General features: G+C 72.7%; 13 protein-coding genes. 7 read left to right on the top strand and 6 right to left on the bottom strand.

Features of this window, described 5'->3' with window-relative positions; translation table 11 throughout:
- Position 1 precedes the first annotated feature (1 nt).
- The gene (locus ACTFAP_RS07385; protein ID WP_500468546.1) at positions 2–2,476 is read left to right on the top strand and encodes a glycoside hydrolase family 65 protein; all 2,475 of its coding nucleotides are present in this window, start codon (positions 2–4) and stop codon (positions 2,474–2,476) included.
- A gap of 37 nt (positions 2,477–2,513) precedes the next feature.
- Here the strand turns inward: ACTFAP_RS07385 and nirD are convergent, their stop codons facing one another.
- The 3 genes from nirD to ACTFAP_RS07370 are packed head-to-tail and all read right to left on the bottom strand — an operon-like array spanning position 2,514 to position 6,687.
- Positions 2,514–2,903 carry a nitrite reductase small subunit NirD gene (gene nirD, locus ACTFAP_RS07380; RefSeq protein ID WP_400009616.1) on the bottom strand — a complete coding sequence of 130 codons (390 nt, stop codon included), beginning with the start codon at positions 2,901–2,903 and terminating at the stop codon, positions 2,514–2,516.
- The gene (gene nirB / locus ACTFAP_RS07375; protein WP_500468545.1) at positions 2,903–5,530 is read right to left on the bottom strand and encodes a nitrite reductase large subunit NirB; all 2,628 of its coding nucleotides are present in this window, start codon (positions 5,528–5,530) and stop codon (positions 2,903–2,905) included. The genes nirD and nirB overlap by 1 nt, the downstream gene beginning before the upstream one ends.
- Entirely contained in the window at positions 5,530–6,687 is a 1,158-nt protein-coding gene (locus tag ACTFAP_RS07370; RefSeq protein ID WP_500468544.1) for an NAD(P)/FAD-dependent oxidoreductase, read from the bottom strand. The genes nirB and ACTFAP_RS07370 overlap by 1 nt, the downstream gene beginning before the upstream one ends.
- Before the next feature lie 199 nt (positions 6,688–6,886).
- Between ACTFAP_RS07370 and ACTFAP_RS07365 the strand changes: the two genes are divergently transcribed.
- The 3 genes from ACTFAP_RS07365 to ACTFAP_RS07355 all read left to right on the top strand — a co-directional run bounded on the left by ACTFAP_RS07365 (position 6,887) and on the right by ACTFAP_RS07355 (position 9,682).
- Positions 6,887–8,227: a ferredoxin reductase family protein gene (locus ACTFAP_RS07365; protein ID WP_500468543.1), complete on the top strand. Its 1,341-nt coding sequence runs from the start codon at positions 6,887–6,889 to the stop codon at positions 8,225–8,227.
- Between the two features lie 204 nt (positions 8,228–8,431).
- The gene (locus ACTFAP_RS07360; protein ID WP_453856580.1) at positions 8,432–8,950 is read left to right on the top strand and encodes a GNAT family N-acetyltransferase; all 519 of its coding nucleotides are present in this window, start codon (positions 8,432–8,434) and stop codon (positions 8,948–8,950) included.
- A gap of 300 nt (positions 8,951–9,250) precedes the next feature.
- Positions 9,251–9,682, top strand: a complete 432-nt coding sequence (locus ACTFAP_RS07355) for a hypothetical protein (protein ID WP_500468542.1) — start codon at positions 9,251–9,253, stop codon at positions 9,680–9,682.
- On the opposite strand, the gene ACTFAP_RS07350 is transcribed toward ACTFAP_RS07355, so the two are convergent.
- Positions 9,640–10,425, bottom strand: coding sequence for an SDR family oxidoreductase (locus tag ACTFAP_RS07350; RefSeq protein ID WP_500468541.1), 786 nt, complete (start codon positions 10,423–10,425; stop codon positions 9,640–9,642). The two genes, ACTFAP_RS07355 and ACTFAP_RS07350, sit on opposite strands and share 43 nt — an antisense overlap.
- Before the next feature lie 193 nt (positions 10,426–10,618).
- Here ACTFAP_RS07350 and ACTFAP_RS07345 point away from each other — a divergent pair, with 193 nt between their 5' ends.
- Positions 10,619–11,074 (top strand): lamin tail domain-containing protein, encoded by a 456-nt coding sequence (locus ACTFAP_RS07345; RefSeq protein ID WP_390116481.1) that lies wholly within the window; start codon positions 10,619–10,621, stop codon positions 11,072–11,074.
- On the opposite strand, the gene cutA is transcribed toward ACTFAP_RS07345, so the two are convergent.
- Positions 11,061–11,387, bottom strand: a complete 327-nt coding sequence (gene cutA / locus ACTFAP_RS07340; protein ID WP_500468540.1) for a divalent-cation tolerance protein CutA — start codon at positions 11,385–11,387, stop codon at positions 11,061–11,063. The genes ACTFAP_RS07345 and cutA overlap by 14 nt on opposite strands.
- Positions 11,388–11,628: 241 nt before the next feature.
- On the opposite strand from cutA, the gene ACTFAP_RS07335 reads away from it, so the two are divergent.
- A complete protein-coding gene (locus tag ACTFAP_RS07335) occupies positions 11,629–12,792 on the top strand; it encodes an RNA-guided endonuclease InsQ/TnpB family protein (protein WP_500468539.1) in 1,164 nt (387 codons plus the stop codon).
- An 85-nt stretch (positions 12,793–12,877) separates the two neighbouring features.
- Here ACTFAP_RS07335 and ACTFAP_RS07330 read toward each other — a convergent pair whose 3' ends face one another.
- Positions 12,878–13,003: a hypothetical protein gene (locus ACTFAP_RS07330; protein ID WP_500468538.1), complete on the bottom strand. Its 126-nt coding sequence runs from the start codon at positions 13,001–13,003 to the stop codon at positions 12,878–12,880.
- A gap of 81 nt (positions 13,004–13,084) precedes the next feature.
- Between ACTFAP_RS07330 and ACTFAP_RS07325 the strand changes: the two genes are divergently transcribed.
- A complete protein-coding gene (locus ACTFAP_RS07325; RefSeq protein ID WP_500468537.1) occupies positions 13,085–14,038 on the top strand; it encodes an AraC family transcriptional regulator in 954 nt (317 codons plus the stop codon).
- Position 14,039 lies beyond the last annotated feature (1 nt).

Here is a 14,039-nt window from a genome sequence, read left to right as displayed (position 1 = left end):
CATGGCGACCACCATCGAGCTGGGCCGGCTGACCGACGAGTGGATCTGGGCGTACGAGGGCTACGACCCGCGCGCCGAACGACTGCGGGAAGCCCTGTGCACCCTGGGCAACGGCTACTTCGCCACCCGCGGCGCCGCCCCCGAGGTCACCGCGGGCGCGGCCCACTACCCGGGCACGTACGCGGCCGGCTGCTACAACCGGCTCACCTCCCACGTCGCGGGCCGCGACGTGGAGAACGAGGACGTCGTCAACCTCCCCAACTGGCTGCCGCTGCGCTTCCGCGTCCGCCCGGACGACGGCCCCGCCGGCCGCTGGTTCTCCCCCGACCGCGAACGCGACGGCCTGCTGTTCTACCGGCAGTGGCTCGACCTGCGGCAGGGCACCCTCAACCGGGCGCTGCGCTTCCGCGACGCGCACGGCCGGCACCTGGGCGTCGAACAGAGCCGCCTCGTGCACATGGGCGACCCGCATCTGGCGGCGCTGCGCACCACCTTCACCGCCGAGGACTGGTCCGGCACCATCGAGATCGACTCCGCCATCGACGGCACCGTCGCCAACACCGGGGTCCAGCGCTATCGCGACCTGGCCAGCGCCCACCTCACCAAGGTCAGGACCGGCGCGGTGGCGGAGGAGCCCGACACGGTGTGGCTGCACTGCCGCACCACCCGCTCCGCCATCCACGTCGCGCTCGCCGCCCGCACCCGCTGCGTGAGCGGGGCGCCGCCCGAACGGATCGGCGTCACCGACAAGCTGGCGGGCCGCCGCGCCGCCCAGCGGCTCACCGTCCCGCTGGCCCCCGGCACACCGGTCACCGTCGAGAAGACCGTCGCCCTGCACACCTCCCGCGACCGGGCGATCAGCGGCCCGCTGGAGGCGGCCGTCGAACGCGTCGGCAGGGCCGGGGACTTCGCCGAGCTGCTCGGTTCGCACGCCGCGGCCTGGGGCCGGTTGTGGCGGCGTGCCGATGTCGAGGCGCCCGGCGAGGCCGGGCACATCCTGCGGCTGCACCTGTTCCACGTGCTCCAGACGCTCTCCCCGCACACCGCCGACCTGGACGTGGGCGTCCCGGCGCGCGGGCTGCACGGTGAGGCGTACCGCGGGCACGTCTTCTGGGACGAACTGTTCGTGCTGCCCTACCTGAACCTGCACTTCCCCGAGGTGTCCCGGGCGCTGCTGATGTACCGCTACCGGCGGCTGCCGCAGGCGGTGCACGCCGCCCGCGCGATCGGCCGGGACGGGGCCCGCTACCCGTGGCAGAGCGGCAGCGACGGCCGCGAGGAGACACCCGAGGTGCATCTGAACCCGCGTTCGGGACGCTGGCTGCCCGACCACTCCCGGCTCCAGCACCATGTCGGCTCGGCCATCGCGTACAACGTGTGGCGGTACGGACAGGCCAGCGGCGACACCGAGTTCCTGCACACCAAGGGCGCCGAGATGCTGGTGCAGATCGCCCGCTTCTGGGCGGACTCGGCCGTCTTCGACGCGAGCATGGGCCGCTACCGCATCCTGGGGGTGGTGGGCCCCGACGAGTACCACGAGGGGTACCCGGACGCGGACCGGCCCGGCCTCGACGACAACGCCTACACCAACGTCACCGCCGCGTGGGTGCTGGCGCGGGCGCTGGAACTCACACGTGAACTGCCAGCCTCCCGCCGGGAGAACCTCTACGACCGCGTCGACATGCGCCCAGGCGAGCCCGAGATGTGGGACGACATCTCCCGGCGGCTGTACGTGCCCTTCCACCGGGGCGTGGTGAGCCAGTTCGAGGGGTACGGCGAGCTGGCCGAGCTGGACTGGGCCGAACTGCGCGAACGCCACGGTGACATCCGCCGACTCGACCGCATCCTGGAGGCGGACGGCGACAGCGTCAACCGCTACCAGGCGTCCAAGCAGGCCGATGTGCTCATGCTCGGCTACCTGTTCACCCCCGGCGAGCTGGGCAGGCTCTTCGGCCGGCTCGGCTACGACCTGGACGAGGCGACCTGGCGGCGGACCGTCGACTACTACCTGGCCCGTACCAGCCACGGCTCCACGCTCAGCGGCCTCGTGCACGCCTGGGTGCTGGCCCGCGCGCGGCACCGGGACGCCTGGGGGCAGTTGCAGGAGGCGCTGGCCAGCGACGTCGCCGACATCCAGGGCGGCACGACCGCCGAGGGCATCCATCTGGGCGCCATGGCCGGCACCCTCGATCTGCTGCAGCGCGGGCTGACCGGCCTGGAGACCCGCGACGGCGTGCTGTGTATGGACCCGGCGCCGCTGCCGGAACTGTCGGAGTACGGCTTCTCGATGCGCTACCACAGCGACGGCGGCATCCAGGTGCGGATGAAACCGGGCCAGCTGTGGGTGAGCGTGCCGCCGTGGGAGGAGGAGCCGGTGCGGGTGCAGCTGGCCGACGGCCATCTGGACGGGATCGGCTTCGAGGTGGCCCCGGGCGAGGACCGGCTCATGCCGTTGCCCGGGCACACCGCCCCCTGACGTCCCGGCCGGACCCCAGCCCGCCCGTGACGGCCGCCTACGACGCCAGGGGGGCAGCCACCGGCTGACGGCGCGCCGGATACACCGGTACGGCACGGGCGGCGTCATCGTCGTCCAGGCAGCGCCCGGTCCGCAGATCGAAGCGCTGCTTCAGCAGCGGCGAGGCCACGAACGCGCTGCCGCCCGCCGACCCCAGCAGCCCGCGCGAGAGCACATAGGCGCCGGTGAACGGGTCCCGGTTGCCGATCGCGTACGCCGCACCCGTACGGTCCAGGAAGACCGCGATCTGCCGCCCGTCCGGCAGCAGCGCCGCCACGCCACGCCCCGGGACCAGCTCGTCCGCCGCGCACACCGACACCCAGCGCCCCCCGCTGAGTACCTCCACCGTCGCCGTGGCCGTCGTAGCCGTCGTCGTCTCCGTTGTCATCAGGCCCGCCCCCCGACCGGGATCTCCGGGCCGGACAGCAGCACCAGATCCGGCTTGGACTGCCCGCGCTCGGGGACGAACCGCACGCTCGGATCGGGCACCCCCGGCGCGTTGACGAAGGACACGAACCGGCGCAGCTTGTCCGGGTCGTTGATCGCCTGCGCCCACTCGTCGCGGTAACCGGCCACATGTGCCGCCATCAGCGCCTCCAGCTCCTCACAGATGCCCAGGGAGTCCTGCACCACGACATCCCGTACGTGGTCGAGACCGCCCTCGATCCGCTCCAGCCACACCGAAGTGCGCTCCAGACGGTCGGCGGTGCGGATGTAGAACATCAGGAACCGGTCGATGAGCCGTACGAGTTCGGCGTCCGACAGGTCCTGCGCCAGCAGATCGGCGTGCCGCGGGGTCGCGCCGCCGTTGCCGCCGACGTACAGGTTCCAGCCGTTGGCGGTGGCGATCACCCCGAAGTCCTTGCCCATCGCCTCCGCGCACTCCCGGGCGCACCCGGAGACCGCCGACTTGAGCTTGTGCGGGGAGCGCAGCCCCCGGTAGCGCAGCTCCAGATCGATGGCCATCCGCACGCTGTCCTGCACGCCGTAGCGGCACCAGGTGGAGCCCACACAGGACTTGACGGTGCGCAGCGACTTCCCGTACGCGTGCCCCGACTCGAAGCCGGCCGCCACCAGCCGCCCCCAGATGGCGGGCAGCTGGTCGACGCGGGCCCCGAACATGTCGATGCGCTGCCCGCCGGTGATCTTGGTGTAGAGGCCGAAGTCGCGGGCCACCTCCCCGATGACGATGAGCCGCTCGGGGGTGATCTCGCCGCCGGGGATGCGCGGCACGATCGAATAGGAGCCGTTGCGCTGGATGTTGGCGAGGAAGTGGTCGTTGGTGTCCTGGAGGGCGGCCTGTTCACCGTCCAGCACGTGCGTCCCGGCGCCGATGGCGGGGGCGAGCGAGGCGATGATGGAGGCGACGGCCGGCTTGCAGATCTCGCAGCCCTCGCCGCCGCGCGCCGCCTCGCGCCCGTACTCGTCGAGGAGCCGCCGGTAGCTGGTGACGCGCAGGGCCAGCACGATCTCGTACAGCTCCTGCCGGGTCTGCCCGAAGCAGCCGCACAGCCCGGTGTCGATGACCGCGCCGCCGGCCGCCAGCTCCTCGTTGACGAGCTGGCCCAGTACCTTGACGCAACTGCCGCAGCCCGTACCCGCCTTGGTGCACTTCTTCACCTCGGGGACCGAGGCGCAGGCGTGGTCGGTGACGGCGGAGCGGATGGCGCCCTTGGTGACGTTGTGGCAGCTGCACACGACCGCCTCGTCGGGCAGCGCACCCGGGCCCAGCGCGGTGGGCGGGGCGAGCCCGGCGGGCAGCACCAGCTGTTCGGGCGGGGCGGGCGGCACGCTGCCGGTGAACGGGCGCAGCAGGCCGTACGCGTCGGCATCGCCCACCAGCACCCCGCCCAGCAGGGTGCCGTCGCCGCCGATGACCAGCTTCTTGTACACGCCGGAGCGGGAGTCGGCGTACACGACGTCCAGGGAGTCGGGCGCCGTGCCGTGCGCGTCGCCGAAGGAGGCCACGTCCACCCCCAGCAGCTTCAGCTTGGTGGAGGTGTCGGCCCCGTGGAATCCGCCCGCCTCCTGCCCGGCGATGGTGCGGGCGGCGGTGGCGGCCATGTCGTAGCCGGGCGCTACCAGGCCGTACACCCGGCCGTCCGCCGCCAGGGCGCACTCGCCGATGGCGTACACGGCCGGGTCGGTGACGGACACGCAGTGCTCGTCCACCGTGATGCCGCCGCGTTCACCGACCGCGAGCCCGGCGGCGCGGGCCAGGCCGTCCCGGGGGCGTACCCCGGCCGAGAAGATGACCAGTTCGGCCTCGACGGCGGAGCCGTCCGACAGGGACATCCCGGTGACGGTGCCGTCCTGGGGGTCGGTGAGGATGCGCTGCCCGCCCACCCCGGTGTGCACGGTCAGCCCCATGCCCTCCACGGTGCGGCGCAGCGCGGCGCCGCCGCCCTCGTCCACCTGGACGGGCATCAGGCGCGGGTTGAACTCCACGATGTGGGTGGCGAGTCCGAGCCCGCGCAGGGCGCCCGCCGCCTCCAGGCCGAGCAGCCCGCCGCCGACGACGACGCCGGTGGTGGTGCGGTCGGCCTTCGCCCACTCCTCGATGGCCAGCAGGTCCTCGATGGTGCGGTAGACGAAGCAGCCGGCGGCGTCCCGGCCCTCGACCGGCGGCACGAAGGGCGCCGAGCCGGTGGCGAGGACGAGCGTGTCGTAGCGGATGACGCGCCCCGAGCGGGCGGTGACCGTACGGGCGGCGCGGTCGATGGACTCGGCCGGGTCGGACAGGCACAGCTCGATGCCGTGCCGGCCGGCGAAGCCGGGCGGGGTGAGGGAGAGTTCGTCGGGGGTGACCCCCGAGAAGTAGGAGGTGAGCTTCACCCGGTCATACGCGGGGCGGGGCTCCTCGGCGAGGACGATCACCCGCGAGCGGGCGGTGACGCCCCGTTCGGCCAGTTCCTCGAGGAAGCGCTGACCGACCATGCCGTGACCGATGAGCACGATGGTGCCGGTGTCCTGGGCCGTGTCCGTTTCCGTGCCCGTGTCGGTGTCCGTGGACATCAGTTTCCTCCGTCGTGGGTGAGCAGGTGCAGCAGCGGCGTGGCGGGGAGGGCTTCGTCGGACTCCCAGGCGCGGGTGAGCTGACCGACCGCGCCGAGATCGCCGACCAGTACGCCGCCGCGCAGCCGGTCGCCGCGCACGACGAGGCTGCGGTACGTGCCACGGGTGGCGTCGGTGAGCCGGACGGTGTCGTCGCCGTCGGTGGGGGAGGCGGTGCCGAAGGCGGCCACGTCGATGGGGCCGGGGAGGGAGAGCCGGTACAGCGGGCGCGAGCCGTGATAGGCGGCCTCGGCACGGCCGTTGAGCAGGTCGCCGAGCACATCGGCCTGTTCGAGGGCCGCACCGGCCAGCCCGTGGGTGTCGCCCGCGTGTTCGGCGCAGTCGCCGATGGCGTGGACGTGCGGCTGGGAGGTGCGCAGCCGGTCGTCGACGACGATGCCGCCGGTGCGGCCGACGGCGATCCCGGCGTCCCTGGCGAGTCCGGTCAGCGGCAGCACCCCGCAGGCCAGGAACACCGTGTCGGCGGCCAGTTCGTACTTGTCCGCCAGCAGCACGCCGCCCCGGCGCAGCCGCCGCACCCGGCACTCGGTGTGCACCTCGACGCCGAGCGCCGTCAGTTGACCCCGCAGCAGCGCGGACGCCGCGGCATCCAGCTGGCGCTCCATCAGCCGCTCGCCCTGCTGGACCAGAACGGTGTCCACGCCGCGCACCGCGAGCGCGGCGGCGGCCGACACGCCCAGCAGCCCGCCGCCGACCACGACGGCACGCTCGCCCGGGTCGGCGAGGGCGTCGTCCAGGGTGCGGAAGGCCCGTACGCCTTCGGGCAGTTCCCCGTCGTGCAGCGGCGGCAGCACCGGCGCCGCGCCGGTGGCCAGCACGAGTGTGCCGTACGGCTCCCGGGTCCCGTCGTCGCACACCACCTCGCGGGCGGCGGTGTCGACGGCGGTGGCCCGTACCCCCGCGCGCCAGCGCACACCGGGGCCCGGCGCGGGCAGGGCGATCACCTCCGGGCCGTACTGCCGCGCCAGCACCCCGGCGAGCAGCACCCGGTTGTACGCGGGGTGCCGCTCGCCCGCGATGACGGTGGTGGGCGCGTCGAGCCGGCGCGCCAGCCGGGCGGCGGCCATTCCGCCGCCGACGATCACCACAGGTTCCATGCCCTGAGCGTGCGGGCCCTCCGTTACCCGCCCGCATCACCGCCGTTTCCCCCGCGCAACGCTGCCCTCAGCGGGGACTCCGGGCCGGTGTGAGCCCGGCCGGCTGCCCGTCCGCCGCGGATTAAGGTCCGCTCAGGCCACCCTTATGCGACCCTTAACGGCCGCTCCGCCGACCGCGCGCGCCCGTACGCTGCCGGGCATGACGGCGACCTGGCCAGCACCTTTACGGCTCGCCCCGCACACCGTGCGCCTGGGCATCGGGGCCGGCGGGCTGCTGGTGACCGGCCTGTGGGCGCTCTCCGCGCGCCCGGATGACGTCGCCGCGCTGCTGCCCGGGACGCTGTTCGCCTCCGCCGCGCGGCTGACCGGACTGCTGGCCGCGTACGGCGTCGTGGTGATGCTCGTGCTGATGACCCGGATACCGGCGGTCGAACACGGCGTGGGCGCGGACCGGCTGGCCCGCTGGCACGCGTGGGCGGGCCGGTACGTCCTGACGCTGTGCGGCGCGCACGCCGTTCTCGCGCTGCTGGCGTACGCCACGGAGCACGACGTCTCCCTGGTGGCGGCGGGCCGGGAGTTCGCGCGGCATCCCGCGCTGCTCGCGGCGGCGGCCGGGCTCGTCCTGCTGCTGGCGGCGGGCGTGGTCTCGGCGCGGCGGGTGCGGGCGAGGATGCGGCACGAGACGTGGCGGGCCGTTCATCTGCTGATGTACGTGGCGGCCGGGGCGGCGTTCTGGCATCAGCTGGCCGGCCCCGACGTGGCCGGGCACTGGGCGGCGGCCTGGCTGTGGTCGATGCTGCACACCTCGGTGGCGGTGCTGCTGGTGTGGTACCGCCTGGTGGTACCGGTGCGGCAGGCGCTGCGGCACGCGTTGCGGGTGGTGGCCGTGGTGCCCGAGGGGCTGGAAGCGGTCTCGGTGACCATGCGCGGAAAGGACCTGGCGGCGCTGCGGGCCGAACCCGGGCAGTTCCTCCGCTGGCGGTTCCTGACCAGACGGCTGTGGCGCACCTCGCTGCCGTTCTCGCTGTCGGCGCCGGTGCGCGGCGACGAGGTGCGGATCACGGTGAAGGCGCTGGGCGACCACACCCGGCGGATGCGGCGGCTGCGGCCCGGCGTACGGGTGTGGGCCACCGGGCCCTTCGGCGCGCTCACCGCGCACCGGCGGACCCGCCGCCGGGTGCTGCTGCTGGCGGGCGGGGTCGGGATCACCCCGCTGCGGGCGCTGTTCGAGACGCTGCCGGGGAAGGGCCGCGAGATCACGCTGCTGTACCGGGCGGACGAGGCAGAGGACCTGGTGCTGCGGGACGAACTGGAGGCCATCGCGGCCGAACGCGGGGCGGGCCTGTTCTATCTGCTGGGCTCACCCGACGGCCCCTACGATCCTCTCTCCCCCGAGGTGCTGCGCGGCCTTGTGCCCGACCTGGCACAGCGCGACGTGTACCTGTGCGGGCCGCCGGGGATGACGGAGGCCGCGCGCTCCGCACTTGGCCGCGTCGGGGTTCCGGCGTCCCGCATCCACAGCGAGGAGTTCGCGCTCTGATGGCCCGCCATCGGCTGGTGGGCCGGCCCCCTTCCGCGACCTCCGGGCGGGCGGCGCCGTCCCGCCGCCGCAGGAAGGCCCTGCTGCTGTTCGGCGCGAGCGCCGCCCTGGCCACCGCCCTGACCCTCGCCCCGACACCATCCGCACCCGCACCCGCACCCGCACCCGCTTCCGTACCCGCACCCGCACCAGTGGAGGAAAGAGATGCCCCTTCAGGTACGAACGGCCCACACGGCGGAGCTGTCGACGGCGACCCTGCGGGCGATCCGGGCGCTGCTGGGCCTGATCGAACATGACTGGGACCACGCACTGGGCGGCATGCACACGATGGTGTGGGAGGACGACCGGCTGATCGCGCACGGCGCGGTGGTCCAGCGCCGGCTGATCCACGGCGGGCGGGCGCTGCGCACCGGGTACGTCGAGGCGCTGGGGGTCCACCCCGACCACCGGGGGCGGGGGCACGCCCGCACGGTGACGGCCGTCCTGGAACGGGTGATCGCGGCGGCGTACGACCTCGGCGCGCTGTCGGCCCCGCCCGAGGTGGCGGCGTACTGGCCGGCCAGGGGCTGGCAGCCGTGGCAGGGCCGCACCTGGGCGCTGACCCCGATGGGCATCGCGCGCACGGAGGAATCGGACGGCACGGTGCACATTCTGCCGGGACCGGTCCCGCTGGACGTCACGGGCGAGCTGATCTGCGACTGGCGGGACGGCGACATCTGGTAGCTCAGAGGGGAATCAGCCCGACCCGGCTTCCGCGGAGACGAGACATGTCATCGACATCAGAGGTCAGCACGCCCACCGGGCCGACCCGTCCGCGGTATGCGCGCCCCCGTGGGTTCCTCCCGCTTCGTGCTTCCGGCGCCGAGCCGCGTCACCAGCACCCCGTCGGGAGCCCGCCGCCCGGAGCGCCGGGTGGCGGTCGTCCGCGGGTGGTGCCGATCACCTTCAGGATGACCGCACCGCCCGGGTGATGATGGCCACCGGGCCCCGGCGTACGGGCCTCCGAGGGGGAGGGGTAGTCCCGTGATGGTCGTCGTTTCTCTTCTGCTGTGGGTGTCGCCGGTGGTCTTCACCGGGTCGGTGCTCACGCTGGTCGTGCAGCTGGCGCGGAGGCTGCTGCCCGGGGGGTTGCCGAGGGTACCCAGTGCCAAGCCGCTGGTGCTGGTCGCCGTGCTGGCCTTGAGCGGCGCGGGGACGCTGTACGCGCACGCGGTCAGAACGTACGCGGGGGGTTTCGTGTTTCCCGACACCGTCTGTCTCTTCGGGCTGGGTATCGACGAGCCTCCGGAGTCGCGCCGGTCTCTCCCTCTCGGCGTTGTGTGCCGGGGCACGGAGATGGTGCCGGGCTGGGTCAACCCCGCGCTGTACGCGCTGCTGGTGCTGGGCACGCTGTCCCTGACGGCCGCCGCCGTCTACGCGTCGACCCGGCCCGACAGGAAGTCCTCCCACGTGTGACGTCCCCGGTCCGCGTCCTCGGCGGCCAGGTTGGTGCCGGCGCGCAGGGCGCGGCCGGCCTTGCCGGGGAGGGGGAGGGGGAGCACCGGGCGGCGGGTGCCGGTGGAGCGCAGGTAGGAGTGGATCAGTTCGTCCAGCCCGTACACGGTGGGGCCGGCCAGGTCCGGGACGAGGCCGGCCGGTTCGCCCAGGGCCAGTTCCGCGAGCCGGGCCGCCACATCGCGTGAGTCGACCGGTTCCAGGCGCACCCCGCGCGGTGCCGGAACGACCGGCAGGCGCGTCATCCTCGCCAGCACGGTGTGGAGCAACTCGTGGAACTGGGCTGCGCGCAGCGTGGTCCAGGCAAGGCCGGACTCGGAGACGGCCACCTCTGTGCCGAGCTTCATGCGGTGGTACCCGACCGGAACCCGGTCCGCGCCGATGACCGAGATCAGCACCAGGTGCCGCACCCCTTCCTCGCTCGCGGCGCGCACCAGATTGCGGGTGGCCTCGTCGTCGCCCTTGGGGCCGCCGGCCAGATGGACGACGGTGCCGACGCCGGCCACGGCCGCCTCGACGCCCTCGTTCTCCAGCAGGTTCCCGGTCACGTACGTGAGGCCGCCGTCCTCCTCGCTGCGGCTGTCACCGGCGGGGCGGGCCTGCCGGCTCAGGACGCGCACCGGGTGGCCGGCCTCCCGCAGCAGGGGGACGACGTGCCGGCCGAGGGTGCCCGTGCCGCCGGTGACCAGAAGGGGCGTTGTCATGGCTTCTCCACATCGCAGGGGGAGTCTCTGTCTGCCATGACCCCGGGAACGGCGCCAACGTGACGCGCCGGACGTGCCGCCGCACGAGGTGCGCGAGTTGCCGCGAATGCCTGCGCCAACTCATCACGTTTCCCTAAGATCTGCTTCACCTTGTCGCCCGTATGGCGACAGTGTGAAACCCGCAGGGAGAACGATGACACACGCACGCTTAACCGCGCTTCTGGCCGCCTTCGCCGTGGCCGTGCTGCTGCCGCTGGGTACGGCGGGCAGCGCCCACGCCGCCGGGTCCGTGAAGATCACCAAGATCTACTACAACAGCCCCGGCAAGGACGACCGCAGCAACGCCAGTCTCAACGGCGAGTGGGTGCGGATCACCAACTCCACCGGCAAGGCCGTCAGCCTCAAGGGCTGGACGCTGACCGACGCCCAGAAGCACACCTACACCTTTGGCACGTTCAGCCTGGGCGCCGGCAAGTCGGTCACGGTGCGGACGGGTTCGGGCAAGAACACGGCCGCCAACGTGTACCAGAACCGCGGCGCGTACGTCTGGAACAACGACAAGGACACCGCCACCCTGCGCAAGTCCAACGGCACGAAGGTGGCTTCGTGCTCCTACAACAACTCCCGCGTGGAGTTCAAGAACTGCTGACCTCCTCGCCGACCCACGCCAGGTAGGCCGCGCTGCCGCCGGTGATCGGGGTGGCGATGATCTCGGGGGTGTCGTACGGGTGGCGGTCCAGCAGATGGGACTCCAGGGCGGGGTAGCGGGCGGCCGTGGTCTTGCAGCTCACCCGCCACTCCTGTCCCTGCTGGACGTCCCCCTCCCACCAGTACACGCTGGTGATCGGCCCCTCGATCTGCGCGCAGGCCGCCAGCCGCGCCCGCACCGCCGAGTCCGCGAGTCCGTGCGCGGACTCCTCACTGTCCGTCGTGACGTGCACCAGTACGTGCTCGGCCGTCATGTGAGCGCCTCCCGGGGGTGGTTCGCGGATACCTGGTCGTTCCCCGGGAGGCTATCCACTCACCCCTGCCACACGCCGGTCGCCGCAGCCTCCTTCACCCGGTTTCTCGCCAGGAAGCCTGGGGCTTCAGCCCCAGGAGAAATGGCTTCCCTTGAGGCGGAGCCACGCAGCGGCGGAGTGCTCTTCCTGGCGTTTTGAGGCGGTTTCATCTTCTGGCGCCCACTCCACTAGGGTGCTTCGCGTGAAGATTGTCGCGCAGGTGAAGTTGGTGCCCACGTCCGCGTATGTGGCGGACGCGCTGGCGGCGACCCTGCGTGCCTGCAACCGGGCCGCGAACCGGGCGTCCGAGGTGGCTTTCGCCAAGGACCTCAAGCGGCGCAACGTGTTGCAGAAGCAGGTCTACTACGCGCTCAGGACCGACTTCGACCTCGGGGCCCAGCCCGCCGTACGAGTGGTCAAGAAGGTCTGCGACGCCTACGCGGCACTCAAGGGCAACATCAAGGCCGGGAACCTCGGTCGCGAGGGATCCAAGCGTCGTCTGCGGGCGGAGTCGAAGCCGATCGTCTTCCGCGAGGACGCGGCGCAGCCGTTCGACGACCGCATCCTGACGTGGAACCTCGACCAGCGGACCGTGTCCATCTGGACGGTCGCGGGCCGTGTCAAGGACATCGCGTTCGTCTGCTCCGAGGAGGCGTTGAAGCTCCTTGGCTCCCGTAAGGGGGAGTCCGATCTGGTGATGCGGGACGGGAGGTTCTTCCTCGTCGCCTCCATCGAGGTCCCCGAGCCGGAACCATACGAGCCGGCCGGCTTCCTCGGCGTGGACCTCGGGATCGTGAACATCGCCACCACCTCGGATGGCGAGATCATGGCAGGGCGCCGCCTGAACCGCTACCGGCAGCGGCATCGCGACCTGCGTGCCAAGCTCCAGAAGAAGCGCACCAAGAGCGCCAAGCGAGCCTTGAAGCGGATCCGCCGCCGCGAGGCGCGGCACGCGGCGGACACCAATCACGTCATCGCCAAGAAGCTCGTCGCCACCGCTGAACGCACCTCGCGTGGGATCGCCCTGGAAGACCTGGGTGGTATCCGGCAGAGGGTCACGGCCAAGAAGGACCAGCGGGCACGACTGCACACCTGGGCCTTCGCCCAACTCGGCACCTTCGTCGGGTACAAAGCCCGGCGAGCAGGTGTCCCGGTGGTCCACGTGGACCCCCGCAACACCTCCCGCCAGTGCTCCAAGTGCTGGCACACCCACCGCTCGAACCGAGTGACCCAGGCGCGGTTCGCGTGCCGCTCCTGCGGGAGCGTACTGCACGCGGACCACAACGGCTCCCGCAACATCGCCCACCGAGGCGACGCTGTGTGGCAGCGGGGCGCGGTCAATCGCCCCAGAACTGGCGTCAGCTAGTTCCGGACGCAGGGGACCACGCGGCAGCCGGTCGCGCTCCACTTGCCATCAACGCCCTCTCGACCGAGTCAACAAGCTCGGTCCTTCAGGGCCGAGAAGTTGACGTAGTCGGTGAAGTCCCGAGACGTACGGTGATGCCGCGCTCCGTCAGCCGGGCGGCGATACGGCGGCCGGTCTTGCCCGTACCGCCCGTGATCAGCGTGGTGTTCATGGACCCATTCCATGTCCCCGGCCGCCCGGCGGCCATCCCTCAGGCGCTCGCCACCATGTGCGGGCGTCTAATCTCTCCCTCATGGACAGTCTCGCGAGCCTGCTCGAAGGCCCCCGAGCCCACCGCGCCTTCCTGCTGCGCGCCGTCTTCGACCCGCCCTGGTGCGTACAGGTCCGGGACCGCGCCCCGCTGACCGTTCTGTGCGCCCTGCGCGACACCACCTGGATCACCCCCGAGGACCAGGATCAGGACCAGGGCCAGGACCCGGTACGGATCGACGCCGGTGACATCGCCGTGGTGCGCGGCCCCGCCCCGTACCGCGTCGGCAGTGGTACGGGTGTCCCGGTGCAGGTCGTGGTGCACCCCGGGGACGTCACCACCACCCCCGAGGGCGAGGGGCTGTGCGAGCAACTGGACCTCGGCGTCCGCACCTGGGGCAGCAGGCCGGACGGCGCCGCCGAACTGCTCATCGGCACCTACCACGTCGACGGCGAGGTCAGCGGCCGGCTGCTGCGCGCCCTGCCCCAGGTCCTCGTCCTGCGCGAAGCCGACTGGGACTGCCCCCTGCTGCCGCTCGTCGCCCAGGAGATCGGCAAGGACCAACCCGGCCAGAGCGTTGTCCTGGACCGCCTGCTGGACCTGCTGCTCATCGCGGTGCTGCGCGCCTGGTTCGCCCGCCCGGAGGCCCGGGCCCCCGCCTGGTACCGGGCGCAGGCCGACCCGGTCGTCGGCCGCGCGCTGCGCCTGCTGCACGAGGACCCCGCCCACCCCTGGACGGTTGCCGCCCTCGCCGCCCGCGCCGGTGTCTCGCGGGCGGCCTTCGCCCAGCGCTTCGCGACCCTCGTCGGCCGGCCGCCCATGGCGTACCTCACCGACTGGCGGCTCGCCCTCGCAGCCGACCTGCTGCGCGAACCCGCCGCCACCCTCGACGCCGTCGCCCGCCGGGTCGGCTACGGCAGCGGCTTCGCGCTCAGCACCGCCTTCAAGCGGGAACGCGGCATCAGCCCCAGCCTGCACCGCCGGAACGCCGGATAGC

The organism is Streptomyces sp. PH9007 (assembly GCF_059813725.1).
This window is presented reverse-complemented; position numbering and strand designations above follow the sequence as displayed.

Excerpts from the sequence above, each read along its gene's own strand:
- ACTFAP_RS07385 (WP_500468546.1), top strand. The coding sequence starts at position 2 with ATGGCGACCACCATCGAGCTGGGCCGGCTGACCGACGAGTGGATCTGG.
- nirD (WP_400009616.1), bottom strand. The coding sequence starts at position 2,903 with ATGACAACGGAGACGACGACGGCTACGACGGCCACGGCGACGGTGGAG.
- nirB (WP_500468545.1), bottom strand. The coding sequence starts at position 5,530 with ATGTCCACGGACACCGACACGGGCACGGAAACGGACACGGCCCAGGAC.
- ACTFAP_RS07370 (WP_500468544.1), bottom strand. The coding sequence starts at position 6,687 with ATGGAACCTGTGGTGATCGTCGGCGGCGGAATGGCCGCCGCCCGGCTG.
- ACTFAP_RS07365 (WP_500468543.1), top strand. The coding sequence starts at position 6,887 with ATGACGGCGACCTGGCCAGCACCTTTACGGCTCGCCCCGCACACCGTG.
- ACTFAP_RS07360 (WP_453856580.1), top strand. The coding sequence starts at position 8,432 with ATGCCCCTTCAGGTACGAACGGCCCACACGGCGGAGCTGTCGACGGCG.
- ACTFAP_RS07350 (WP_500468541.1), bottom strand. The coding sequence starts at position 10,425 with ATGACAACGCCCCTTCTGGTCACCGGCGGCACGGGCACCCTCGGCCGG.
- ACTFAP_RS07345 (WP_390116481.1), top strand. The coding sequence starts at position 10,619 with ATGACACACGCACGCTTAACCGCGCTTCTGGCCGCCTTCGCCGTGGCC.
- cutA (WP_500468540.1), bottom strand. The coding sequence starts at position 11,387 with ATGACGGCCGAGCACGTACTGGTGCACGTCACGACGGACAGTGAGGAG.
- ACTFAP_RS07330 (WP_500468538.1), bottom strand. The coding sequence starts at position 13,003 with ATGAACACCACGCTGATCACGGGCGGTACGGGCAAGACCGGCCGCCGT.
- ACTFAP_RS07325 (WP_500468537.1), top strand. The coding sequence starts at position 13,085 with ATGGACAGTCTCGCGAGCCTGCTCGAAGGCCCCCGAGCCCACCGCGCC.